This is a genomic window from Roseibaca sp. Y0-43 (assembly GCF_020667835.1).
Lineage (GTDB): Bacteria > Pseudomonadota > Alphaproteobacteria > Rhodobacterales > Rhodobacteraceae > Roseinatronobacter.
Genome location: NZ_JAFMPR010000001.1, coordinates 56142 through 79919, shown reverse-complemented (window position 1 = coordinate 79919; position 23778 = coordinate 56142). Strand labels below are relative to the sequence as shown.

Annotated in this window: 20 protein-coding genes; 13 read left to right on the top strand and 7 right to left on the bottom strand. The window is 63.4% G+C overall.

What is annotated here, in order from left to right; all coding sequences use genetic code 11:
• Window positions 1-72: 72 nt before the first annotated feature.
• Window positions 73-1749, bottom strand: coding sequence for a formate--tetrahydrofolate ligase (locus J1C52_RS00400; RefSeq protein WP_227425937.1), 1677 nt, complete (start codon window positions 1747-1749; stop codon window positions 73-75).
• A 174-nt stretch (window positions 1750-1923) separates the two neighbouring features.
• Window positions 1924-2946, bottom strand: coding sequence for an aspartate-semialdehyde dehydrogenase (locus J1C52_RS00395; protein WP_227425936.1), 1023 nt, complete (start codon window positions 2944-2946; stop codon window positions 1924-1926).
• Between the two features lie 146 nt (window positions 2947-3092).
• Between J1C52_RS00395 and aroA the strand changes: the two genes are divergently transcribed.
• Both aroA and J1C52_RS00385 read left to right on the top strand, forming a co-directional pair.
• Window positions 3093-4430: a 3-phosphoshikimate 1-carboxyvinyltransferase gene (gene aroA / locus J1C52_RS00390; RefSeq protein WP_227425935.1), complete on the top strand. Its 1338-nt coding sequence runs from the start codon at window positions 3093-3095 to the stop codon at window positions 4428-4430.
• Window positions 4427-4690 (top strand): DUF167 domain-containing protein, encoded by a 264-nt coding sequence (locus tag J1C52_RS00385; protein WP_227425934.1) that lies wholly within the window; start codon window positions 4427-4429, stop codon window positions 4688-4690. The genes aroA and J1C52_RS00385 overlap by 4 nt, the downstream gene beginning before the upstream one ends.
• Window positions 4691-4751: 61 nt before the next feature.
• Here the strand turns inward: J1C52_RS00385 and J1C52_RS00380 are convergent, their stop codons facing one another.
• Window positions 4752-6350, bottom strand: coding sequence for a phosphoenolpyruvate carboxykinase (locus tag J1C52_RS00380; RefSeq protein WP_227425933.1), 1599 nt, complete (start codon window positions 6348-6350; stop codon window positions 4752-4754).
• Between the two features lie 341 nt (window positions 6351-6691).
• Between J1C52_RS00380 and J1C52_RS00375 the strand changes: the two genes are divergently transcribed.
• From J1C52_RS00375 to J1C52_RS00350, 6 genes are read left to right on the top strand one after another with little or no spacing between them, the layout of a single operon-like run.
• Window positions 6692-7390, top strand: coding sequence for a response regulator transcription factor (locus tag J1C52_RS00375; protein WP_227425932.1), 699 nt, complete (start codon window positions 6692-6694; stop codon window positions 7388-7390).
• Between the two features lie 30 nt (window positions 7391-7420).
• Window positions 7421-9079: a sensor histidine kinase gene (locus J1C52_RS00370; protein WP_227425931.1), complete on the top strand. Its 1659-nt coding sequence runs from the start codon at window positions 7421-7423 to the stop codon at window positions 9077-9079.
• A complete protein-coding gene (locus tag J1C52_RS00365; RefSeq protein ID WP_227425930.1) occupies window positions 9048-9533 on the top strand; it encodes a hypothetical protein in 486 nt (161 codons plus the stop codon). The genes J1C52_RS00370 and J1C52_RS00365 overlap by 32 nt, the downstream gene beginning before the upstream one ends.
• Complete coding sequence (rapZ, locus tag J1C52_RS00360; RefSeq protein WP_227425929.1) at window positions 9530-10447, top strand: RNase adapter RapZ; 918 nt, start codon at window positions 9530-9532, stop codon at window positions 10445-10447. Before J1C52_RS00365 ends, rapZ begins: the two co-directional genes overlap by 4 nt.
• Window positions 10444-10836, top strand: coding sequence for a PTS sugar transporter subunit IIA (locus J1C52_RS00355; RefSeq protein ID WP_227425928.1), 393 nt, complete (start codon window positions 10444-10446; stop codon window positions 10834-10836). The genes rapZ and J1C52_RS00355 overlap by 4 nt, the downstream gene beginning before the upstream one ends.
• A 22-nt stretch (window positions 10837-10858) precedes the next feature.
• On the top strand, window positions 10859-11128 hold the full coding sequence (locus J1C52_RS00350; RefSeq protein ID WP_227425927.1) for an HPr family phosphocarrier protein: 270 nt from the start codon (window positions 10859-10861) through the stop codon (window positions 11126-11128).
• Window positions 11129-11140: 12 nt separating this feature from the next.
• On the opposite strand, the gene J1C52_RS00345 is transcribed toward J1C52_RS00350, so the two are convergent.
• The 3 genes from J1C52_RS00345 to J1C52_RS00335 are packed head-to-tail and all read right to left on the bottom strand — an operon-like array spanning window position 11141 to window position 13444.
• Complete coding sequence (locus J1C52_RS00345) at window positions 11141-12250, bottom strand: CaiB/BaiF CoA transferase family protein (RefSeq protein ID WP_227425926.1); 1110 nt, start codon at window positions 12248-12250, stop codon at window positions 11141-11143.
• A 4-nt stretch (window positions 12251-12254) separates the two neighbouring features.
• The gene (locus J1C52_RS00340) at window positions 12255-12908 is read right to left on the bottom strand and encodes a DsbA family protein (RefSeq protein WP_227425925.1); all 654 of its coding nucleotides are present in this window, start codon (window positions 12906-12908) and stop codon (window positions 12255-12257) included.
• On the bottom strand, window positions 12905-13444 hold the full coding sequence (locus J1C52_RS00335; RefSeq protein ID WP_227425924.1) for a DUF721 domain-containing protein: 540 nt from the start codon (window positions 13442-13444) through the stop codon (window positions 12905-12907). Before J1C52_RS00335 ends, J1C52_RS00340 begins: the two co-directional genes overlap by 4 nt.
• A 90-nt stretch (window positions 13445-13534) precedes the next feature.
• On the opposite strand from J1C52_RS00335, the gene J1C52_RS00330 reads away from it, so the two are divergent.
• From J1C52_RS00330 to J1C52_RS00320, 3 genes are all read left to right on the top strand, one after another.
• Window positions 13535-14578, top strand: a complete 1044-nt coding sequence (locus tag J1C52_RS00330) for an A/G-specific adenine glycosylase (RefSeq protein ID WP_227425923.1) — start codon at window positions 13535-13537, stop codon at window positions 14576-14578.
• Window positions 14579-14687: 109 nt separating this feature from the next.
• The gene (locus J1C52_RS00325; RefSeq protein WP_227426283.1) at window positions 14688-15791 is read left to right on the top strand and encodes an alkane 1-monooxygenase; all 1104 of its coding nucleotides are present in this window, start codon (window positions 14688-14690) and stop codon (window positions 15789-15791) included.
• 30 nt (window positions 15792-15821) lie between these two features.
• Window positions 15822-16190 carry a thiol-disulfide oxidoreductase DCC family protein gene (locus J1C52_RS00320; RefSeq protein WP_227425922.1) on the top strand — a complete coding sequence of 123 codons (369 nt, stop codon included), beginning with the start codon at window positions 15822-15824 and terminating at the stop codon, window positions 16188-16190.
• A 177-nt stretch (window positions 16191-16367) separates the two neighbouring features.
• On the opposite strand, the gene J1C52_RS00315 is transcribed toward J1C52_RS00320, so the two are convergent.
• Complete coding sequence (locus J1C52_RS00315) at window positions 16368-18740, bottom strand: ATP-dependent helicase (RefSeq protein ID WP_227425921.1); 2373 nt, start codon at window positions 18738-18740, stop codon at window positions 16368-16370.
• 312 nt (window positions 18741-19052) lie between these two features.
• Between J1C52_RS00315 and J1C52_RS00310 the strand changes: the two genes are divergently transcribed.
• Both J1C52_RS00310 and pyc read left to right on the top strand, forming a co-directional pair.
• Entirely contained in the window at window positions 19053-20216 is a 1164-nt protein-coding gene (locus J1C52_RS00310) for an alpha-hydroxy acid oxidase (protein WP_227425920.1), read from the top strand.
• Between the two features lie 87 nt (window positions 20217-20303).
• Entirely contained in the window at window positions 20304-23750 is a 3447-nt protein-coding gene (pyc, locus tag J1C52_RS00305; RefSeq protein WP_227425919.1) for a pyruvate carboxylase, read from the top strand.
• Window positions 23751-23778: the final 28 nt, after the last annotated feature.

Sequence of the window (23778 nt, the reverse complement as noted above, 5' to 3'; positions counted from 1 at the left end):
CGTTTGCGGGATGGGGGGCGGGGCGACGCCGGGTCGCACCGCGACCTCGGCGAGCGGCGTCGCCCATCCTTCTCAGAACAACCCTTCGATCAGCCCCGCCTCGTTGAAGCGGATCGACTCGGCCGCCGGTTTGCGCGGCAGGCCGGGCATGGTCATGATCTCTCCGCAGATGACCACGATAAACCCGGCGCCCGCCGACAGTCGCACCTCGCGCACCGGCACCGAATGCCCGGTTGGCGCGCCGCGCCGGGTCGGGTCGGTGGTGAAGGAGTATTGCGTCTTGGCCATGCAGATCGGCAAATGCCCGAACCCCGCCGCTTCCCACTCGGCCAACTGGTTGCGGATCTTGTCATCGGCCAGCACGGCATCCGCGCGGTAGATGCGTTCCGCGACGGTTTCGATCTTCTCGAACAGCGGCATCTCGTCGGGGTAGATCGGCGCGAATTCTGCCATGTCGGCATCCGCCAGTTCCGCCACGCGGGCCGCCAAGTCGGTCACGCCCTTGGACCCTTCGGCCCAATGACGGCAGAGGATCGCCTCTGTGCCTTGGGCGGCGCAATAGTCCTTCACGGCCTGCACCTCGGCCTCGGTATCGCTGTGGAAATGGTTGATGGCGACGACGACGGGCACGCCGAACCCTTTCACATTCTCGATATGGCGGCCCAGATTTGGGCAGCCTTCCTGCACAGCGCTTACATTTTCCGAACCCAGATCGGCTTTTGCCACGCCGCCATTCATCTTCATCGCGCGCACGGTGGCCACGATCACCGCGACCGACGGTGCAAGCCCCGCCTTGCGGCATTTGATGTTGAAGAATTTCTCGGCCCCCAGATCGGCGCCGAAACCCGCTTCGGTCACGACATAATCGGCCAACCCCAGCGCGGTCTGCGTGGCCACGACCGAGTTGCAGCCATGCGCGATATTAGCAAACGGTCCGCCATGCACGAAAGCAGGGTTATTCTCCAATGTCTGCACAAGATTGGGCTGCATCGCGTCTTTCAAGAGCACCGTCATCGCCCCTTCGGCCCCGATGTCGCGGCAGGTGATGGCCTTCTTCTCGCGCGTATAGGCCACGACAATATCGCCCAGGCGGCGTTGCAGGTCGTCCAGATCAGAGGCGAGGCACAGGATCGCCATGACCTCGGACGCGACCGTAATGTCAAACCCGGTCTGGCGCGGAAAGCCGTTCGTCACGCCGCCAAGGCTGACGACCATATCCCGCAGCGCGCGGTCGTTCATGTCCATGACGCGCCGCCATGTGATGCGCCGCTCGTCAATCTCCAGCGCGTTACCCCAGTAGATATGGTTGTCGATCATCGCCGACAGCAGGTTATGCGCGCTTGTGATCGCGTGGAAATCGCCGGTGAAATGCAGGTTCATGTCTTCCATCGGCACAACCTGCGCCATGCCGCCGCCCGCGGCCCCGCCCTTCATGCCGAAATTCGGCCCGAGCGATGCCTCGCGGATACAGATCGCCGCGCGTTTGCCGATGGCACACAGCCCGTCGCCCAAACCCACCGTGGTCGTCGTCTTGCCCTCGCCCGCCGGTGTGGGGTTGATCGCCGTCACCAAGATCAGTTTGCCGCGCTTACGGGCGCGCGCGTCAGCGACGAAATCCTGGCTGACCTTGGCCTTGTCATGCCCGTAGGGCAGCAGATGTTCGGTCGGGATGCCCAGCTTCGCGCCGATCTCTTGGATGGGCCGTTTCTGCGCTGCGCGCGCGATCTCTATGTCGGTTTTGAAGTCCATGTCATCCCCCTCTCAATGTCATGCTCTTGGTCAAGCTATCGTGGAAACTACACAGGACCGGGGGGATTGCGACGGTTTTCTGGACGCTTGCGCCACCTTTCCCGGCCCTGCAAACGAATAAAGGCGCAAGAGCGGATGCCCTTGCGCCTTTTTGTTTCGCCTGTGCGGGTGCACTTAACCCTTTTTCAGGCAGCGCTGCCCCAGAACTTCGGCAATCTGCACCGCGTTCAGCGCAGCACCCTTGCGCAAATTGTCGGACACGCACCAGATGTTCAGCCCGTTGTCGATCGTGCTGTCTTGGCGGATACGGCTGATATAGGTCGCGTATTCGCCCACGCATTCGATGGGGGTGATGTAGCCACCCGCTTCGCGCTTATCGACCACCAGAATGCCCGGCGCTTCGCGCAAGATGTCACGGGCTTCTTCTTCGTCCAGAAAATCCTCGAACTCGATATTGATTGACTCCGAGTGCCCCACGAACACCGGCACGCGCACGCAGGTCGCGGTCAGCTTGATCGCCGGGTCCATGATCTTCTTGGTTTCCGCGACCATCTTCCACTCTTCCTTGGTCGAGCCATCGTCAAGGAACACGTCGATATGCGGGATCACGTTGAAGGCGATCTGCTTGGGGTAGACGCTGGGCGCGACCTCTTGGCCGGGCACGAACATGCCCTTGGTCTGGTTCCACAGCTCGTCCATCGCTTCTTTGCCGCTGCCCGACACCGACTGGTAGGTGCTGACGACAACCCGCTTGATGCGCGCGCGATCATGCAGCGGCTTCAGCGCCACGACCATCTGCGCGGTTGAACAGTTGGGGTTCGCGATGATGTTCTTCTTGGTATAGCCATCGACCGCGGCGGCGTTCACTTCTGGCACCACCAGCGGCACATCTGGGTCGTAGCGGTAGAGCGACGAGTTGTCGATCACCACGCAGCCCGCCTTGGCGGCGATGGGGGCGTATTTCTTCGTGGCGTCTGAGCCCACGGCAAAGAGCGCAATGTCCCAGCCGGTAAAGTCGAACGTGTCCAGATCCTGGCACTTCAGGGTTTTCTCGCCAAAGCTGACTTCGGTGCCAAGGCTGCGACGAGAGGCGAGCGCCGCGATCTCATCGACCGGGAATTCCCGCTCGGCCAGAATGTTCAGCATTTCGTGGCCCACATTGCCCGTGGCGCCAACGACGACAATCTTGTAGCCCATGTTTTTCTCCTAAATTTAGGTCGAGCGGGGGATACCCCATTCCCGTGGCAAGGTATAGGGGGGTCAGCGGGTTGTGACTTATGGACGGGGCGCGGCGCTTGCGCTATCAGCGGGCGCGAAACCTTGACCACGCGAGAGATTTGCCCATGTCCGGCCACGGCCCCGCAATTCCCATGACCGCCCGCAAATCCGGCCCGCTTGCGGGCGTGGCAGAGGTGCCGGGCGACAAATCCATCAGCCACCGCGCGCTGATCTTGGGGGCGCTGTCGGTGGGAGAAACCCGCATCACCGGGCTGCTGGAAGGGCAGGACGTGCTCGATACCGCCAGCGCCATGCGGGCGTTTGGCGCAGAGGTTACGCAACATGGCCCCGGCGACTGGACGGTGCAGGGCGTGGGCGTGGGCGGCTTTGCTGAACCCGACCGCGTGATCGACTGCGGCAATTCCGGCACCGGCGTGCGGCTTATCATGGGGGCGATGGCCACGACTGACCTGACCGCCACCTTCACCGGCGATGCAAGCCTTGTGAAGCGCCCGATGGGTCGTGTGACCGACCCGCTGGCGCTGTTCGGCGCGCGCGCCTACGGGCGCGAGGGCGGGCGCTTGCCGATGACCGTGGTGGGCGCGGCCCAGCCGGTGCCCGTGCGCTACACGCTGCCGATGCCGTCCGCGCAGGTGAAATCTGCGGTGCTGTTGGCGGGGTTGAACGCGCCGGGGCAAACCGTGGTGGTGGAACCCGAACCCACGCGCGACCATACCGAGCGTATGTTGCGCGGCTTTGGCGCAGAGCTGACGGTCGACGATACCGATGAGGGTCGCGTCATCACCCTGACCGGCCAGCCAGAGTTGACGGGGCAGAGCGTGGCCGTTCCGCGCGACCCAAGCTCTGCCGCTTTCCCGGTTTGCGCGGCGCTGATGGTTCAAGATTCGAACATTCTGGTGCCCGGTGTCAGCCAAAACCCCACAAGAAATGGCATTTTCCTGACGTTGCAGGATATGGGCGCCGATCTGGTCATGGAAAACCCGCGCGAAGAAGGGGGCGAGCCTGTCGCCGATCTGCGCGTGCGCTTCGGCCCGCTGAAGGGCATTGCCGTGCCGCCGGAACGCGCGGCCAGCATGATCGATGAATACCCGATCCTCGCCGCCTTGGCCGCGACCGCCGAGGGTGTGACGGTCATGGCGGGCATCAAGGAATTGCGGGTGAAGGAATCCGACCGGATCGACGCCATGGCGCGGGGCTTGGAGGCCTGCGGCGTGCGGGTAGAGGAAACCGAGGACAGCCTGACCGTCTACGGCATGGCCCAAGTGCCCGGCGGCGCGACGGTGGAAAGCCGCTTGGACCACCGCATCGCGATGGCGTTCCTCTGCCTTGGCATGGTCAGCCGCGACCCCATCACGGTCGATGATGCAAGCCCCATCGCCACGTCCTTCCCGGTGTTCGAGCCGTTGATGACCGGGCTGGGCGCACGTATCGAACGCGTGTGAAGGGCGCGCAGATCCCCGATCTGAGCGCGCTTGCGCATCCCGGTGCGGAATTCGCGCTGCATGTCACGCCCGGCGCGCGGCGCAACGCGCTGACCGAGGGCGACCCGCTGCGCGTGCATGTCACCGCACCGCCCGAAGACGGGCGCGCCACCCAAGCTGTTCAGAAACTTTTGGCCAAGGCGCTGGGCGTCGCGCCCTCGCGCCTGCATCTGGTGCGCGGCGCAACCTCGCGGCAAAAGCTGTTTCGGCTGGACGGGTAGGGCATGAAAAACCCCCGGCGCGCCAAGCGTGCCGGGGGTTTCGTCAGTCTGTCCGGTGCAGTCAGCCGATGGCGGCGTCTTTCACCGTCTCGTCAATATAGGGCACGTATTGGGCGAAGTTCTCGGCGAACATCTCGACCAGTTTCTTGGCCTGCGCGTCATAGGCTTCGGGGTCATCCCAAGTGCGGCGCGGGTCCAGAAGCACATCGGCCACACCCGGCACCGACACGGGCACCATGAAGCCAAAGTTTTCGTCGCGGCGGTATTCCACATCCTTCAGCGAGCCGTCCAGCGCAGCGGTCAGCAGCGCGCGGGTGGCCTTGATCGGCATACGCGAGCCTTTGCCATACGCGCCGCCGGTCCAGCCAGTGTTGACCAGCCAGCATTCCGCGCCGAATTCGGCGATCTTTTCCTGCAACAGCTTGCCGTAGACTTCCGGACGGCGCGGCATGAAGGGTGCGCCGAAGCAGGTCGAGAAAGTCGGCTGAGGTTCGGTCACGCCCTGCTCGGTGCCCGCCACTTTCGAGGTGAAGCCCGACAGGAAGTGATACATTGCCTGCGCCGGCGTCAGACGCGCGATCGGGGGCAGCACGCCAAAGGCGTCGCAGGTCAGCATGATGACGTTCTTCGGCACACCGCCCAACGAGGTTTCCGACGCGTTCGAAATCGCATCCAGCGGGTAGGCGACGCGGGTGTTCGCGGTCAGGCTGTCATCCTCGAAATCCAGCTCCAGCGTGTCGGGATCATGGACCATGTTTTCCACGACCGACCCGAAACGGTGGGTGGTGGCGTAGATTTCCGGCTCTGCCTCGGCATTCAGGTTGATGGTCTTGGCGTAGCAGCCGCCTTCGAAATTGAAGATGCCCTTGTCCGACCAGCCATGTTCGTCATCGCCGATCAGAATGCGCGAGGGGTCCGCCGACAGCGTGGTCTTGCCGGTGCCCGACAGGCCGAAGAACACGGCGGAATCGTCGGGGTTGTCAATGGCGTGGTTTGCCGAACAGTGCATCGGCATGATGCCCTTTTCCGGCAGCAGGTAATTCATCAGCGTGAACACCGATTTCTTGTTTTCACCCGCATAGGCAGTGTTCGCGATCAGGATCAGCTTGCGCTCGAAATCCAGCGCGATCACGGTTTCCGACCGGCAGCCATGGCGCGCGGGGTCGGCCTTGAAGCTGGGGCAGTTGATGATCGTGAATTCGGGAACGAAAGTCGCAAGTTCCTCGGCCGCGGGGCGGCGCAGCATATGGCGGATGAACAGCCCGTGCCATGCCAGTTCCGTCACGACACGCACGTCCAGACGGTGTTCGGGGTCGGCCCCGCCATACAGGTCTTGCACGAACAGGTCGCGGCCTTTGATATGGGCCAGCATGTCCTGATACAGCCGTTCGAACGCCTCGGGCTCCATCGGGGCGTTGTTTTCCCACCAGATGGTGTTTTCGACGCTGGGGCGGCGCACCACGAACTTGTCCTTGGGCGAACGGCCGGTATGCGTGCCGGTGCTGGCCAGCAGCGCCCCGCCCAGACCCAGCTCTGCCTCTCCACGCTTGATGGCCTGCGTCATCAGCGCCGGTTCGAGCAGGTTGTAATACGCCTGCGCCGCGCCGATGATGCCCTGATCTTCCAAGCGTTGCGTCGGGTTTACACGTGGGTGTGACATGGGTGCCTGCTCCATTTGGCGTTCGAAGGACTGCGAGTGTAGCATCTTTGGTCCGTTCCGTAGCGTCGCGACAGCTGCGACTGTTCACGAACCGGCTTTAACACCACGAATACGGCAAATCATAGGCGAGATTGTCGCCGTTAGCGCAACCAAGCGTAAGTTAGCGCAATATCAAGAATTCGGGTGCATGATTCTGTTGCAGATCGGCAAGGCTGCCGGGCCGAATCGGGCTGTAAAGGGGGTAAAGCACTATTTTTGTTGCGCTGTTCCACGAATTAGGCATAGTTGTGGCAAAAATAAGGCGAAGACGCCGGACCAGAGCAGTGTAAAAGGACAGGCAAATGTCGAAAATCGCGTTGGTCGATGATGACTGCAATATTCTGACCTCGGTCTCTATCTGTCTGGAATCCGAAGGGTTCGAGGTTGAGACTTATAATGACGGTCAGGCTGCGTTGGACGCATTCAACCGCAAGCTGCCCGACATGGCCGTGCTGGACATGAAGATGCCGCGCATGGACGGTATGGAATTGCTGCAACGCCTGCGCCAGAAAACGCAGATGCCGATCATCTTCTTGACCTCGAAGGATGACGAGATCGACGAGGTTCTGGGTCTGCGAATGGGCGCGGATGACTATGTCAAAAAGCCCTTCTCGCAGCGTTTGCTGGTCGAGCGCATTCGCGCGCTGCTGCGCCGCAAACAGGCCAATGAGGGCGTGGTCGAAGCGGGCGAGGAAGCCAAGATCCTTGTGCGCGGAAACCTGGAAATGGACCCGCTGCGCCACCAGGTGAAGTGGAAGGGCGAGGATGTGACGCTGACCGTCACCGAATTCCTGCTGCTTCAGGCGCTTGCGCAACGTCCCGGCGTGGTCAAGTCGCGCGACCAGCTGATGGACGTGGCCTATGACGACCAGGTCTATGTAGATGACCGCACGATCGACAGCCATATCAAGCGCTTGCGCAAGAAAATGCGCACGGTCGACCCCGAATTCTCGTCGATCGAGACGCTTTACGGCATCGGGTACAAGTATAACGAAGCGTGATGTTGCGGTCGTCATCGGGCAGGTGACAGCATGAAAATGGAAGTGGTGACATCCTCCAACGACGTGGTTCTGGGCGACGATTGGGTCGGCCCCGGCGACGCCGTTGAATCCGAGGTCCGCGCAACCCGCGCGCGGCGCGGGTTGTTCAGCATTTCCAGCTCGCCCCTTGCGCGCAAGATCACGCTGTTCAACCTGATGGCGTTGATCATCCTTGTCGCGGGCATCCTGTTCACCAACCCGTTTCGCGACTCGCTGTTGCAACAACAGGAAGAGATGCTGGGCACCAGCGTGCAGATCGTGGCCGATATTGTTGCCGCGGCGGGTGGGGTAGAGCAATCGGGCAACGTGGTCGCGCAACGCATCCAGTTGGATGAGCGCTTCGAGCTGCTGTTTTTCGACGCGTCGGGCAATTTGCAAGCCCGCGCGCGCGGTGCGGCCCCCGCGCCGACGGACGCGATCCCCGACCGCTCTACGCTGATCAGCGACGCGCTGAGCGCGATCTGGTCCGCCACGACTTTCCTGAAAGACACCAGTATCGGCACCGATAGCAGCGACACGTTCGACACTGTTGTCACGGACCTGGTCGCACAAAACCTTGACGGTGAGACCGCGGCGCACACCCACCGCGAAAATCTGGATATGTGGATCACCGCGAGCGCGCCGGTCATGGTAAACGGGCAGGTGCAGGGCGCGGTCGTGCTGTGGCGCGACGCGGCCGATACCGCGCTTCTGATGCGCTATGACCGTGAACAGGTGCTGCAATTCTTCTTCATCGCGCTGATCGTGTCCATCGGGCTGAGCTTCGTTCTCGCCTCGACCATCGCGAACCCGCTGGCCGACCTTGCCGTTGCCGCAGAGCTTGGCAAAAGCCGCGACACCCGCAAGGCTCGCCCCGGCCGTATCCGCATTCCCGACCTTAGTGGCCGCCCCGATGAAATCGGCGATCTGTCGCGCGCCATGCGCGGCATGGTCAGCGCCCTTTATGACCGGGTCGAGGCGAATGAACAATTTGCCGCCGATGTGGCGCACGAAATCAAGAACCCGCTGGCGAGCCTGCGTTCTGCCGTCGGCAGCCTGCGCATGGCCAAGCGCGAGGACCAGGTGCAACGCCTGCTGGATGTCGTGGAACATGACGTGCGCCGGCTGGACCGGCTTGTGTCCGACACGTCGAACGCGTCGCGGCTGGATGCCGAACTGGTCAAGGAAGAGGAAGAGGAATTCGACCTCGTCAAGCTGCTGGATAACCTGTGCGAACACCTCTCGACAGAGGCCGAGGATAAGGGCGTTGAGTTCATCAAGCTCTTGCCGAAAGAGCCGATCCTGCTGACCGGGCTGGAATCGCGGTTGGCGCAGGTGTTCGTCAATCTCATCACCAACGCGATCTCTTTTTGCGAAGACGGCGACGCGGTGCGCGTCTGGGCGCGCAAACGCGCCAACCGCGTGCTGATCGTGGTCGAAGACACTGGCCCCGGCATTCCCGATACGGCGCTGAAGAAGGTGTTCAAACGCTTCTATTCCGAGCGTCCCGTGCAGCAATTCGGCAACCATTCCGGGCTGGGGCTGGCGATCTCGAAACAGATTGTCGAGGCGCATCAGGGCGTGATCTGGGCCGAGAATATCCGCCTGGCCGATGCGGCGCCGGACAGCCCGCCGCTGGGTGCGCGTTTCGTGGTCGGCCTGCCGCTCTGAGTTGGGCGGCGTGCATGTCCATGCCAGCACCGTGGCCTTCCTTCAGGAGGACCAGCCTTTCGCCATTGTCCTGAGCGGGGCATCGGGCAGCGGCAAATCAAGCCTTGCCTTGGAATTGCTCGCACTCGGCGCGCGCCTTGTCAGCGATGACCAGACCCTTCTCAGCGTCGAGGCGGGGCAGCTTGTTGCAACCGCCCCGGACCCGATCCGGGGCCTCATCGAATGGCGCGGTGTCGGCCTGTTGCCCGCCGCAGCGCTGGATCGCGCGCTCGTCGTTGCGTGGATGGATATGGACAGCCCCGCCACGGACCGCCTGCCTGACCCCGCCTGGACCGAAGTTCTGGGTGTTCGGCTGCCCTATTTGCGAAAACCGGCCTCTGGCCCTGTTGCCGCCGGGATCAAGCAGTATATCCTTGGGCAAGCATGGAAAACGCACGGGGCAGGCCCAGCATGACAGACCAAGGCGCGCGCGAACAGAATGCAGAGCGCTTGCTTCTGGTCACAGGCCCGTCGGGTTCGGGCCGCAGCACGGTGCTGAAAGCGCTGGAAGATGCCGGGTTCGAGGCGATCGACAACATGCCGTCCTCGCTTGTGCCGCGTCTGGTGCGCGCCAAGCTGGAACGTCCGCTGGCCTTGGGTCTGGACACGCGCAACCGCGATTTCTCGGTCGACTCGCTTCTGATGCTGGTGAATGCCTTGGCAGACGAGCGGCATGTCAGTTTCGATCTGCTATACCTCGATTGCAGCGAAGATGCGCTGATCCGCCGCTTTTCCGAAACCCGTCGCCGCCACCCGCTGCGCCCAAGCCTTCCGCCCTCGGAAGGGGTGGCGCTGGAATTGCGCTTGCTGGCGGCGCTGCGCACCCGCGCCGACATCCTGATCGACACCAGCACGCTCGGGCCGCACGATCTGCGCGCCGAGATCATGCGCCTCTTCGGCCCGCAGGATGGCAGCGCCATGGGGGTGCAGGTCGAGTCCTTCTCTTACAAGCGGGGCATTCCGCGCGGGGTCGATTTCGTCTTTGACTGTCGTTTCCTGAACAACCCGCATTGGCAGCCAGAGCTGCGCAAGCTGGACGGGCGCGATGCGGCCGTGGCCGATTTCGTCGCCAGCGACCCGCGCCATGACCCGTTTTTCCAGCATGTGCACGCTTTGGTGGAAAGCCTGCTGCCGGAATTCGCCTCTCAGGGAAAGCCCTTGGTCACGATTGCGCTGGGGTGCACCGGGGGGCAACACCGCTCGGTCGCAATGGCCGAAAAACTGGCAAATGCGCTTGCAAGGGGTCCGTGGCGGGTGTCTAAACGTCATAGGGAAATTGAACGTGTCACCGGGGTGGACGGCCCGGTATCGGATAGGATGGGGACGTGATCGGTATCGTGATCGTCGCACATGGTGGGTTGGCGCGCGAATACCTTGGCGCGATCGAGCATGTGATCGGCAAACAGAGCGGGATCGTGGCGATTTCGATCGAATACGATCATGACCGTTCGGCCAAACAAGCCGAGATCACCGCAGCCGCGGAATCGGTCGACACCGGCGACGGAACGGTCGTCGTGACCGACATGTTCGGCGGCTCTCCGTCGAACCTGTCCTTGCCCGCCTGCGCCGCCGCGAACCGCCGCATCCTTTATGGGGCGAACCTGCCGATGCTGATAAAGTTGGCGAAATCGCGCGACCTGTCCTTGCCAGAGGCGACGGCGGCGGCCTTGGAATCGGGGCGCAAATACATCAATTCGATAGAACTTGGCAGCCGATAGCAGCAGATGGACCGCGCTAGCAATGATTGAACAAGAGCTTGAGATCGTGAATGAAAAGGGGCTTCACGCCCGTGCCTCTGCCAAATTCGTCGAGGTGGTGGAGCGGTTTTCGTCCGATGTCGAGGTGATGAAGGACGGCATGAGCGTGCCGGGCGATTCCATCATGGGCCTGCTGATGCTGGCCGCGTCGCGCGGCACGTCGATCATGGTTAAAGCGACCGGCGCCGACGAGGCAGAGGTGATGGAGGCGCTTGCGGCGCTTGTCGCCGACAAGTTCGGCGAGGGGATGTAGTCGCACCAGCCCCTAGTCGTCTTGCCCCAGCATCGGTGCGGGGCGCGCGGCAGGTGCATCCGCGAAGTGGAACGGCGAGCGCACGCCCTTCAGCCCGCCCATATCCAGCGCCAGCCCACGCGCTTTCACCTGCGGGTCGGCAAAAACATCTGCCATGTCGTTGATCGGGCCAGCCGGCACGCCATCACGCTCGCAGGCCGCCAGCAGGTCGGCCTTGGCCCAGCGCGCGGTTTCCGAGCACAGCAGGTCCGACAGGGCCGCCCTGCGCGCGACGCGGTCGGCATTGGTTGCGTAGTCGGGCGCGTCCGCCAGATCGGGGCGGTTCAGCAGCGCGCAAAGCCTGCGATACTGCCCGTCATTGCCGGTTGCGATGATGATATGTCCATCGGCGCAAGGCACGACCTGATAGGGGGCAAGGTTGGGGTGAAAATTGCCCAGCCGCCCCGGTGCTGTGCCGGTGGCCAGGTAGTTCATCGTCTGATTGGCCATGATCGACACCGCGCAATCCATCAGCGCCATGTCGATATGCTGGCCCCGACCCGTGCGCGCGCGCTCATGCACCGCGGCCAGAATGGCGGTGCTGGCATAGATGCCGGTGATGATGTCGGTCACGGCCACGCCCACCTTGTAGGGCGGGCCGTCATCGGGGCCGGTGACGGACATCAGCCCCGACATACCTTGGATGATGTAATCATAGCCCGCCCGGTGCGCATATGGCCCGGTCTGTCCGAAGCCGGTGATCGAGCAATAGATCAGGGCGGGGTTCAGCGCCGACAGGCTGGCGTAATCCAGCCCGTATTTCGCCAGCCCCCCAACCTTGAAATTCTCGATCACGATGTCTGCATCTGCCACCAGAGCGCGCACCTTGGCGCGCCCTTCCTCGGTGCGGAAATCTGCGGTGACAGAGGCCTTGCCCCGGTTCGCGGCGTGGAAATAGGCGGCCTCGCGGGTGCCGTCTTCGCGGGTCACGAAGGGCGGCCCCCAGCGGCGGGTGTCGTCGCCCTCTGGCGCTTCGACCTTTATGACCTCTGCCCCCAGGTCGGCCAAGGTCTGCCCCGCCCATGGCCCGGCAAGGATGCGCGCAAGTTCAATCACGCGCAGCCCGGAAAGCGGTCCCGCCACGCGCTTAACCGCCCAGCTTCTCGTTCAGCACACGGGCGAATTCATCATAGGGCATGTTCTGGTATTGCTGCCCGTTGATGACGAAGGTGGGCGTGGCGCGAATATTGTCGGCCTCGGCATTGGCTTGGTAGAATTCGGTCAGCGCGAGCGCCGTGTCGGCATCTTCCAGGCAGGCGTTCAACTCTTCGTCGTTCATGCCCGCCTGACGGCCAAGGCGACGCAGGTTCGCGGCCACTTGGGCGGGATCGTTCGCGCCGGCCCAGTCGCGCTGTTGTTCATAGAGCATCTCGACAATGCCGTGATACCGCTCGCCGCCGCCGCAACGCGCGACCATGCCCGCCCACAGGCCGTAGCGGTCGAAATACACCTCGCGCTTGATGTATTGAATGCGGCCGGTGTCGATGAAATCTGCCTTCAACTGTTCATACGGGCCTTGGTTGAAGGTCGCGCAATGCGGGCAGGTGAAAGAGGAATACTCGACCACCGTGACCGGTGCATCGGCATTGCCCAGCGGGAAATCCAGTTCATGCGCCTGCACCGGGCTGGCAGCGGTGCTTGCGCTTTCGGTCACAGCGGGCGCGGATTGTGTGGAATACCACCAGCCGCCAGCACCAAGGGCGGCGGCGACGGCAATCGCGGGCAGGACGAATTTGTTCATCGGGTCTTTCCTTGTGTTCGCTCGTGTTTGCTTAGGACATTCGTGGCCAGACGTTCAAGCGCGGCGCGCAAGCCGTCATCGGCCACATCGCCGGTCACATCGCGGGCCTTGGTCACGATTTGCGGATCGGGGGCCTTGGCCTGCGGTTTCGGTGCCGGGGTGAAGCTGGCTTGCCCCTCGGCAAAGCCGGTGGGGGCGGTCTGGGTCAGCGTGATGCGGGAAATGGCGTTATAGCCGTAGCAGGCATTCACCTTTTCACGCAGCCGGGGAAGCTGCATTTGCAACATAGGCGCTGCGGCGCCGGTGGTCAGCAGCGTCAGCGTGGCCCCAAAGCCGCCCTTGGCATAGCCGATTTTCACGGGGCGTGCGCAGGCGGCAATATCCGGCCCCGCGATCTCTGCCCAATGGGTCAGAAGACGAGACACCGCAAAGCCGCGCGCTTCGCCAGCCGTGCGGATGCGCGCGCCCAGCAGGCTGGACGCGGCCTCGAACCCGCGCATCCGGCGGGTTTTGTCTGGGGGCGGGGCGGGTGGCATTGCGGTTGTCTCCTGTCCGGCGCAGTTTATCCTCACAGAGCGGCGTGGCCAGAGGGGCGCGCGGCTTTTCTTGGGGATAGTGCGTCAAAGATGCGTGACGAACACGGCTATGGGCAAATGGCGGCACAGCTGCTGGCTTGGTATGACCGCCACGCCCGCGCGCTGCCTTGGCGCGTGCCGCCGGGGGGCGGCGTGGCCGACCCGTATCGTGTCTGGCTGTCAGAGGTGATGTTGCAGCAAACCACCGTGGCGGCGGTGAAGGATTATTTTCACCGCTTTACAACGCGTTGGCCGACGGTTCACGATTTGGCAGCGGCGGAGGATGCCGATGTCATGGCCGAGTGGGCGGGCCTTGGCTATTACGCCCGCGCGCGCAATTTGCTGAAATGTGCGCGCGCCGTGGCGGCGCAGGGCGCGTTCCCCGACACCCGCGCGGGCCTGCAAGAGCTGCCGGGGATCGGCCCCTATACCTCTGCCGCGATTGCGGCGATTGCGTTCGACCGCGCCGAAACCGTGGTCGATGGAAATGTCGAGCGGGTGATGGCCCGCATTTTCGACGAGCACACGCCCTTGCCCGCCGCCAAGCCTATCCTGACCGAATACGCCGCGCGGCTGACGCCTGCCGCGCGGCCCGGCGACTATGCCCAAGCCGTGATGGATCTAGGCGCGACCATCTGCACGCCGCGCGCTCCTGCTTGCGGCATCTGCCCGTGGCGCGGGCCGTGTGCCGCGCGTGCAAGCGGCACCGCGCCCGATTTGCCGCGCAAGGTGCCCAAACCCGCAAAGCCCATACGCTTCGGCATTGCCTATATCGGGCGGCGCGCGGATGGCGCGTGGCTTCTGGAACGTAGGCCCGACAAGGGGTTGCTTGGTGGCACTTTGGGTTGGCCTTGCACCGACTGGGCGACCACCGCCCCGAACGATGTCCCGCCCACCCAAGCCGACTGGCGCGCGCTGGATGCAGAGGTCCGCCATACCTTCACCCATTTCCACCTGCGCCTGTCGCTGCGCGTGGCGCATCTGCCGATGAATACGCCGGGCGAATTTGTCGCCGCCGACGCCTTCAACCCGCGCGACTTGCCCACGCTGATGCGCAAGGCCCACGCCTTGGCCGCGCCCGCGCTGGGCGCGTGATGTCGCAGGGCCAAGGGGCTGTAATCGCCCGCGATTTGCGCTAGCTTCACGCCAAAGACATGGGGTTTCCCGCGTGACACCAGACCAGTTCCGCCGCTTCTCCGCCGCAATGCCCTTCTGGGCTTCGCTCGGTTTCGTGCCGCTGATCGCGCTTGGCGCGGTGCAGGGCGGCTGGTGGCTGATCCTGATGCCGCTTTACGGCTGGGGCGTGTTCACGGCGATGGATTTCCTGACGGGCCTGAACCTGGACAATCCCGACACCGAAACCCCGCTGAAAGACCTGTTCTGGTATCGCGCGATCACGCTTGTGTGGTTCCCGGTGCAATTCGCGGTCATCTTTGGCAGCTTGTGGTGGATCGCCGCAACCGACCATTTGCACTGGTTCGAAGAATTGTCGCTGATGTTTGGCGTGGGCGTCATGTCGGGTGTGATCGGCATCGTCTACAGCCACGAATTGATGCACCAGAAAACGCAACTCGAACGGTGGCTGGGTGATTTGCTGCTGGCCTCGGTGCTCTATAGCCATTTCCGTTCGGAACATTTGCAGGTCCATCACCGCTATGTCGGCACGCCGCGCGACCCTGTCACGGCGCGGATGGGCGAGGGGTTTCAGGCCTATTTCTTGCGCGTGCTGCGCGATTGTCCCGGCTCGGCCCTGCGCGCAGAAGTGGCAATGCTGGCACGCAAGGGGTTGGGCGCGTGGCACATCTCCAACCCGTTCTGGCGCTACGCGGCGCTGCAAGGGGGGATGCTGGCGCTGGCCTTTGTCATCGCGGGGTGGTGGGGGCTTTTGCTATTCGTTTGGCAGGCGCTGATTGCCATCTGGCAGTTGGAGCTGACGAATTACATCGAGCATTACGGTCTGACCCGCCGCTACCTTGGCGATGGCAAATATGAACCCGTGCGCCCCCATCATAGCTGGAACGCGGCGCATAAGGCGTCGAACTGGCTGATGATTAACCTGCAACGCCATTCGGACCATCATTTCAAGCCCGATCGCCGTTTCCCGCTACTTCAAACCTATTCGCGCGAGGACGCGCCGCAACTGCCCTATGGCTACCCGGCGCTGACCACGCTGGCGATGGTGCCGCCCCTGTGGCGGCGCTTCATGGACCCCAAGGTGCGGGCATGGCGGCGGCAGTTTTACCCCGACATTGACGATTGGTCGCCCTATGACCGCCATGCGACGCCATGGCCCAAGGGTGCGGCTTGAGAGTGCGGGGCAGGGCGCTACCTGCGTGCCATGACCGAGATCCTCTATAACGGGCGTTGCCCCATTTGTTCGGCAGAGATCGCGCATTACCGTGCCCGCGCGCAAGCGACGGGGGCGGATTTGCGCTTTACCGACCTGAACACGGCCCCGTTGAATGACTGGGGTATCAGCGCCGATCAGGCCATGCGCCGGCTGCACGCGCGCCATGAGGGGCGTATCCTGTCGGGCTTTCCGGCCTTCTTGCTGATCTGGCAGGCCTTGCCGCGCTGGCGGTGGCTGGCCAAGCTTGTGACCCTGCCGGGACTGCGGCAGGCGGTGGGGCTGGTCTATGACCGGGTGGCCGCGCCGATCCTGTATCGGCTGCACCTGCGACGAGAGGCGAGGCGGGTGCAACGGTAGCGCAAGCGGCGGGCCGGGGACTGCCGATCTGTCGTTCGCGTGATGCACTTTATGGCAGCCAAATCGGAAAGACGGACGCGCAGCGCGGTCTGGCTGGCAAATCGGCAGGCCGCGGGACGGCCCGCCGATTGCGCGGCGGGCTACGCCCTTGATTCCGCGCAAAGTCTGCGACACAGCCTAAAACGGCACGTCCCCCGCCTCGTCCGCCGCTTGCACGAACCCCGCCATCACATGCCGCGCCGAGGATTTCTCGAACTCGACGAAAAGCTTGTCGCCATCCACGGATGCAACGGTCCCATAGCCGAATTTCTGGTGAAACACGCGCGCGCCTACGTCGAACTCGGGCACCACGGTGCCATGCACCAGCTTGGGCTGGCTGCGTTCGGCGGTTTGCAACCGCCGCCAGCCGGGGGAATTATAGACATCTGCTTTCGACGCGCGTTCCTCGACCGCGCTGCCAAAGCCCGTGCCGCCAAAACCTGCGCTGATCCCGCCATATAGACCCGGCGGCGTCAGCACCTCGACATGATCGCCGGGCAATTCATCGACAAATCGCGAGGGCAGTTGCGACTGCCATTGCCCGTAAACGCGCCGGTTCGCGGCGAAGCTGATCGTGCAAAGCTGCTCGGCGCGGGTGATGCCGACATAGGCAAGACGGCGCTCTTCCTCTAGGCCCTTTTGCCCGCTTTCGTCCATTGAGCGTTGCGACGGAAACAGCCCTTCTTCCCAGCCCGGCAGGAACACGGCGGGAAATTCCAGCCCCTTGGCCGCGTGCAGCGTCATGATGCTGACCTTGTCCTCGGCCCCGTCGCTTTCATTGTCCATGACAAGGGCCACATGTTCCAGGAACCCTTGCAGGTTTTCAAAGGATTCCAACGCCTTGACCAGTTCCTTCAGGTTGTCCAGCCGCCCCGGCGCTTCCGGCGTCTTGTCGTTCAGCCACATCTCTGTGTAGCCGGATTCCTCAAGTATCTGCTCGGCCAGTTCGATATGGCTGCCCGGTGCCACGTCATCGCTGACGGTTTCGATCAACGCGTCGTCATCTTGCACCTGGCCCAAGCCCAACACCGCCCGGTGCCAGCGTGCGATACCGTCCAAGAGCGCGCGCAACTGGCCCGCGCCCCGGCCTTTGATCTCGCCCGCCTCTATCGCGAGCGCAGCACCATGGACCAGCGGCACATCGGCCGCGCGGGCGAACCGCTGGATCACCTGTTGCGCCTTGTCGCCCAAGCCGCGCTTGGGGGTGTTCACGATCCGCTCAAACGCCAGATCGTCGGCGGGGCTGACGGCGAGGCGGAAATAGGCCATCGCATCGCGGATTTCCATCCGCTCGTAAAAGCGCGGGCCGCCGATCACGCGATAGGGCAGACCGATGGTCAGGAAGCGATCCTCGAAGGCGCGCATCTGGTGGCTGGCGCGCACGAGGATGGCCATTTGTTCAAGGTTGAAAGGGTGCAAGCCGCGCGTGCCGCGTTGCAAATCCTCGATCTGCTCGCCAACCCAGCGCGCCTCTTCCTCGCCATCCCAATGGCCGATCAGGCGGACCTTTTCGCCCGATTGCGCTTCGGTCCAAAGCGTTTTGCCCAAGCGGTCCTGATTGCCGGAAATCACCTGTCCGGCTGCGGCCAGAATATGCGGGGTGGAGCGGTAATTCTGTTCCAGCCGCACGACCTTTGCGCCCGGAAAATCGCGCTCGAACCGCAGGATATTGCCCACCTCGGCCCCGCGCCAGCCGTAGATCGACTGGTCGTCATCGCCCACGCAGCAGATGTTCTTGTGCCCGGCGGCCAGCAGCCGCAGCCACAGGTATTGGGCGACGTTGGTATCCTGATATTCATCCACAAGGATGTATTTGAAACGGCGGTGATAGTCAGCCAGTACATCCGGGTGCGCCTGAAAGATCGACACGCAATGCAGCAAGAGATCGCCGAAATCGCAGGCGTTCAGGGTTTTCAGCCGTTCCTGATAGGCCGCGTAAAATTCGGTCCCGCGATTGTCGAAGGCGCTGACCTCTGATGAGGGCACCTGTTCCGGCGTCCAGGCGCGGTTTTTCCACTGGTCGATGATATTGGCCAGCAGACGCGGGGGCCAACGCTTTTCATCTATATTCGCGGCGGCGATGATCTGTTTCAAAAGCCGCAACTGGTCGTCCATGTCCAGAATCGTGAAGCTGGATTTCAGGCCGACCAGTTCGGCGTGCCGACGCAATATCTTGGCGCTGATGGAATGGAAGGTGCCCATCCATGCCATCCCCTCGACCGCGTCGCCCAAGTAACCGCCGACGCGTAATTTCATCTCGCGCGCGGCTTTGTTGGTGAAGGTCACGGCCAAGATTTGCGACGGAAACGCGCGGCCCGTGTTCAGCAGATGCGCGATGCGCGCGGTCAGGGCGCGGGTCTTGCCGGTGCCCGCGCCTGCGAGCATCAGAACCGGGCCGTCAAGAGTTTCGACCGCCTCGCGTTGCGCAGGGTTCAGCCCGTCCAGATAGGGGGCCGGACGCGCGGCCATGGCGCGGGCAGACAGTGGCAGGTCGGTGTTGAAATCGGACATGGGCCAAAGCATAGCGCGGAGCCTTGGTGAAATAAAGCGGATGTTCGGGGATTGTTCCAAGGTTTTTTGACCGCGCGAAAACTGCGCGGAGCAAAGGCGCGGAACGCGCCGCCGCGCAATCGGCGGGCCGTCCCGCGGCCTGCCGATTTGCCAGCCAAGCCACGCTGCGCGTCTGTTTTTCGGATTTGGCTGCCATAAAGTGCATTACTCAAACGACAGATCGGCAGTCCCCGGCCCGCCGATTGCGCGGCGGCGCAAGACTGACGCAGACACCCGTTTACAATCACCCCTGTTCCGCGTTCTATGCCGCGCATGGACCCAAGCCTGCGTTATCCTGCGGTGTCTGACCTGAAAGCCGCCTGCAAGCGGCGTGTGCCGTGGTTCGTCTGGGAATATCTGGACAGCGCCACCGGCAGCGAATCCGTCAAGCCGCGCAACCGGGCGGCGCTGGAGCGGGTGCTGTTTCGACCCGCCATCCTGCGCGGCCCCGTCACCCCGGACCTGTCCACGCGATTTCTGGGCACCGACTATGCCATGCCCGTGGGCGTGGCCCCGGTGGGCATGTCCGGGCTGATCTGGCCGGGGGCAGAGGCGGCGCTGGCCGGTATGGCGCAAGCCACGCGCATTCCCTACACGCTCAGCACCGTCGCCACGCAACTTCCGGAAACGATTGGTCCTATCGCGGGCGATATGGGCTGGTTCCAGCTTTACCCGCCCAAAGACCCCGTCATCCGTGCCGATATTCTGGACCGTGCGCGCAAAGCGGGCTTTCGGGTGCTGGTGCTGACGGTCGATCTGCCGGGCCCGTCGCGGCGCGAGCGCCAGCTTCGCGCGCAGCTTGCAATCCCGCCAAAGCTGACACCGTCGATGTTGTGGCAGGTGGCGCAGCGCCCGTCTTGGGCGCTTGGAACGCTCAGGGCGGGCACGCCAAGGCTGCGGCTGATGGAGGAGTATCTCAAACTCGACGGCAACGCGCCCTCGACCGCGCATCCGGGCTATTTGCTGCGCGCGGCCCCGGATTGGGACTATCTGCACGCGGTGCGCAAGCTGTGGGATGGTCCCTTGGTCATCAAGGGCGTGATGGATGCCGCCGATGCGCCGCGCCTGCGAGAGGCAGGGGCCGATGCGCTTTGGGTGTCGAACCATGGCGGGCGGCAATTCGACGGCGCGGCTGCATCGCTGTCCGCTTTGCGCGAGATCCGCGCGGCGCTGGGGCCGGATATGCCGCTAATCTATGACGGCGGCGTGGACTCGGGGCTGGATGTGCTGCGCGCCTTGGCGATGGGGGCGGATTTCACCATGCTGGGCCGGGGCTGGCATTATGCCCTTGGCGCGCTTGGCCCGCGCGGGGCCGGGCACCTGGCCCAAATCCTGCGCGACGACCTGATCGCGAATATGATACAGATGGGCCTGACCCGTCCCGATCAGGCCGCGTCGCAACTGGTGGCAGAGGGGGTTGCCCGCGACCAAATGTAACAAAACCTCACAGGCGCTTTACCTGCGCGCAATAATCTGTCTAAAACGGGCAATAAAATTAGCCATACCTCTCCTGAAAGGACCGAAATGGCCGAGTTCAAGAAGATCCTCGTCGCCAACCGTGGCGAAATCGCAATCCGCATAATGCGCGCTGCCAATGAATTGGGCAAACGCACCGTCGCGGTCTATGCCGAAGAAGATAAGCTGGGCCTGCACCGCTTCAAGGCGGATGAGGCGTATCGCATCGGCGAAGGGTTGGGGCCGGTCGCGGCCTATCTCTCGATCGACGAGATCATTCGCGTGGCCAAGGCCAGCGGGGCGGACGCGGTGCATCCGGGCTATGGCCTGCTGTCGGAAAACCCGGCGCTGGTCGATGCCTGCGCGGCCAACGGGATCACCTTTATCGGCCCCAAGGCCGAAACCATGCGGGCGCTTGGCGACAAGGCCAGTGCACGCAAGGTCGCCATCGAAGCGGGCGTGCCCGTTATCCCCGCAACCGAAGTGCTGGGCGACGACATGGAGGCCGTCAAGGCCATGGCGCGCGAGGTGGGCTTTCCGCTGATGCTGAAGGCCAGCCATGGCGGCGGCGGTCGCGGGATGCGCCCGATCTTCTCGGAAGACGAGGTCGAGGCGAAGGTCCGTGAGGGCCGGCGCGAGGCCGAGGCCGCTTTCGGCAATGGCGAAGGCTATCTGGAGAAGATGATCCAGCGCGCCCGCCATGTGGAAGTGCAGCTTCTGGGCGACACGCATGGCAACCTGTATCACCTGTTTGAGCGGGACTGCACCGTGCAGCGCCGCAACCAAAAGGTGGTCGAGCGCGCGCCAGCCCCGTATCTGTCCGAAGCACAACGCGCCGAGGTCTGCGAGCTTGGCCTGAAAATCGGCCGCGCCGTGGGCTACCAGAACGCCGGCACCGTCGAATTCCTGATGGATATGGACGATGAGAAATTCTACTTCATCGAGGTGAATCCCCGCGTTCAGGTGGAACACACCGTTACCGAAGAGGTGACGGGCATCGACATCGTGAAAGCGCAGATACGCATTGCCGAAGGGGCCACGCTGTCGGATGCAACGGGCACGCCGTCTCAAGGTGATGTCACGCTGTCGGGCCACGCGGTGCAGTGCCGTATCACGACCGAAGACCCGCTGAACAACTTCATCCCCGATTATGGCCGCCTGACCGCCTATCGCTCTGCCACCGGGATGGGCATTCGTCTGGATGGCGGCACCGCCTATGCGGGCGGGGTCATCACGCGGTATTACGACTCGCTTCTGGTCAAGATCACCGCATGGGCGCCGACACCAGAGGAATCCATCGCGCGGATGGACCGCGCCTTGCGCGAATTCCGTATTCGCGGGGTCAGCACCAATATCGCCTTTGTCGAGAACCTGCTGAAACACCCGACCTTCTTGGACAACACCTATACGACCAAGTTCATCGACACGACGGAAGAGCTGTTCAACTTCCGCAAGCGCCGCGACCGGGGCACCAAGGTTCTGACCTATATCGCGGACATCACCGTCAACGGGCACCCGGAAACAGCGGGCCGCGCCAAGCCGCCGGCGGGCCTGAAAGACCCGGTTGCGCCGAAAGTGCCTACTGACGCGCCGCCACGCGGCACCCGCCAGATACTGGACGAAGAAGGGCCGCAGGCCGTAGCCGACTGGATGGCGGCGCAGAAGAAACTGCTTTTGACCGACACCACCATGCGCGACGGGCACCAGTCTTTGCTGGCCACGCGGATGCGGTCTATTGACATGATCCGGGTTGCCCCCGCCTATGCGCATATGATGCCCAGCCTGTTCAGCATGGAATGCTGGGGTGGCGCGACCTTCGACGTGGCCTATCGCTTCTTGCAGGAATGCCCGTGGCAGCGCCTGCGCGACCTGCGCGCGGCCATGCCCAACCTGATGACGCAGATGCTTTTGCGCGCTTCGAACGGGGTGGGCTATACCAACTACCCCGACAACGTGGTGCAAGCCTTCGTGAAACAGGCGGCCACCAGCGGGGTCGATGTGTTCCGCGTGTTCGACAGCCTGAACTGGGTCGAGAACATGCGCGTCGCGATGGATGCGGTGATCGAAACGAACAAGGTTTGCGAAGCCGCGATTTGCTACACCGGCGACATCCTGAACCCCGACCGCGCCAAATACGACCTGAAATACTATGTCGATATGGGCAAGGCGCTGCGCGACGCGGGCGCGCATGTGCTGGGCCTGAAGGACATGGCGGGCCTGTTGAAACCGGCTTCTGCCAGCATCCTCATCAAGGCGCTGAAGGAAGAGGTGGGCCTGCCCATCCATTTCCACACGCATGACACCGGCGGCATTGCCGGCGCGACCATTCTGGCCGCCGCCGAAGCCGGGGTCGATGCCGCGGATGCCGCGATGGATGCGTTCTCGGGTAATACCAGCCAGCCGACGCTTGGCTCTATCGTCGAGGCGCTGCGCTTCACCGAGCGCGACACCGGGCTGGATATGGCCGCGATCCGCAAGATCTCGGATTATTGGGAACAGGTCCGTCTGCAATACGCCGCGTTCGAGAGCGCGCAGCAGGCCCCGTCCTCCGAGGTGTATCTACACGAAATGCCCGGTGGCCAGTTCACCAACCTGAAAACCCAGGCCCGGTCGCTGGGCTTGGAAGAACGCTGGCCAGAGGTCGCGCAAACCTATGCCGATGTGAACAAGATGTTCGGCGACATCGTGAAGGTCACGCCATCGTCGAAGGTGGTGGGCGACATGGCGCTGATGATGGTCAGCCAAGGCCTGACCCGCGCCGATGTCGAAAACCCGGCCAAGGATGTCAGCTTCCCCGATTCCGTCGTGGACATGATGAAGGGCAATCTGGGTCAACCGCCGGGTGGCTGGCCCGAGGGCATTCAGCGCAAGGTGCTGAAGGACGAGCAACCGATCACCGACCGCCCCGGCAAGCACCTTGCCCCGGTCGATCTGGAAGCCGTGCGCGCGCAACTGATCGAGGATCTGGACGGCTTCAAGGTCGATGACGAAGACCTGAATGGCTACCTGATGTATCCCAAGGTGTTCCTTGACTACATGGGCCGCCACCGCGTCTATGGCCCGGTCCGCACCCTGCCCACGCGCACCTTCTTCTACGGGATGGAACCGGGCGAAGAGATCAGCGCCGAAATCGACCCCGGCAAGACGCTGGAAGTGCGGCTGATTACCGTGGGCGAAACCGGTGATGATGGCGAGGTGAAGGTCTTCTTCGAGCTGAACGGCCAGCCGCGCACCATTCGCGTGCCCAACCGCGAGGTCAAGGCCAAGACCGCGCAACGCCTGAAGGCCGACCCGGCCAATGCCGCCCATGTCGGCGCGCCGATGCCGGGGGCTGTCGCGAGCGTTGCCGCCAAGGCGGGTGCCAGCGTGAAAGCGGGCGATCTGCTGCTGACGATCGAGGCGATGAAGATGGAAACCGGCCTTCATGCCGAACGTGACGCGGTCATCAAGGCCGTCCACGTTCAGCCCGGTGCGCAGATCGAGGCAAAAGACCTGTTGATCGAATTCGAAGAGTAACGTGTTGCGGCGGGCGGTTTTTGCCGCC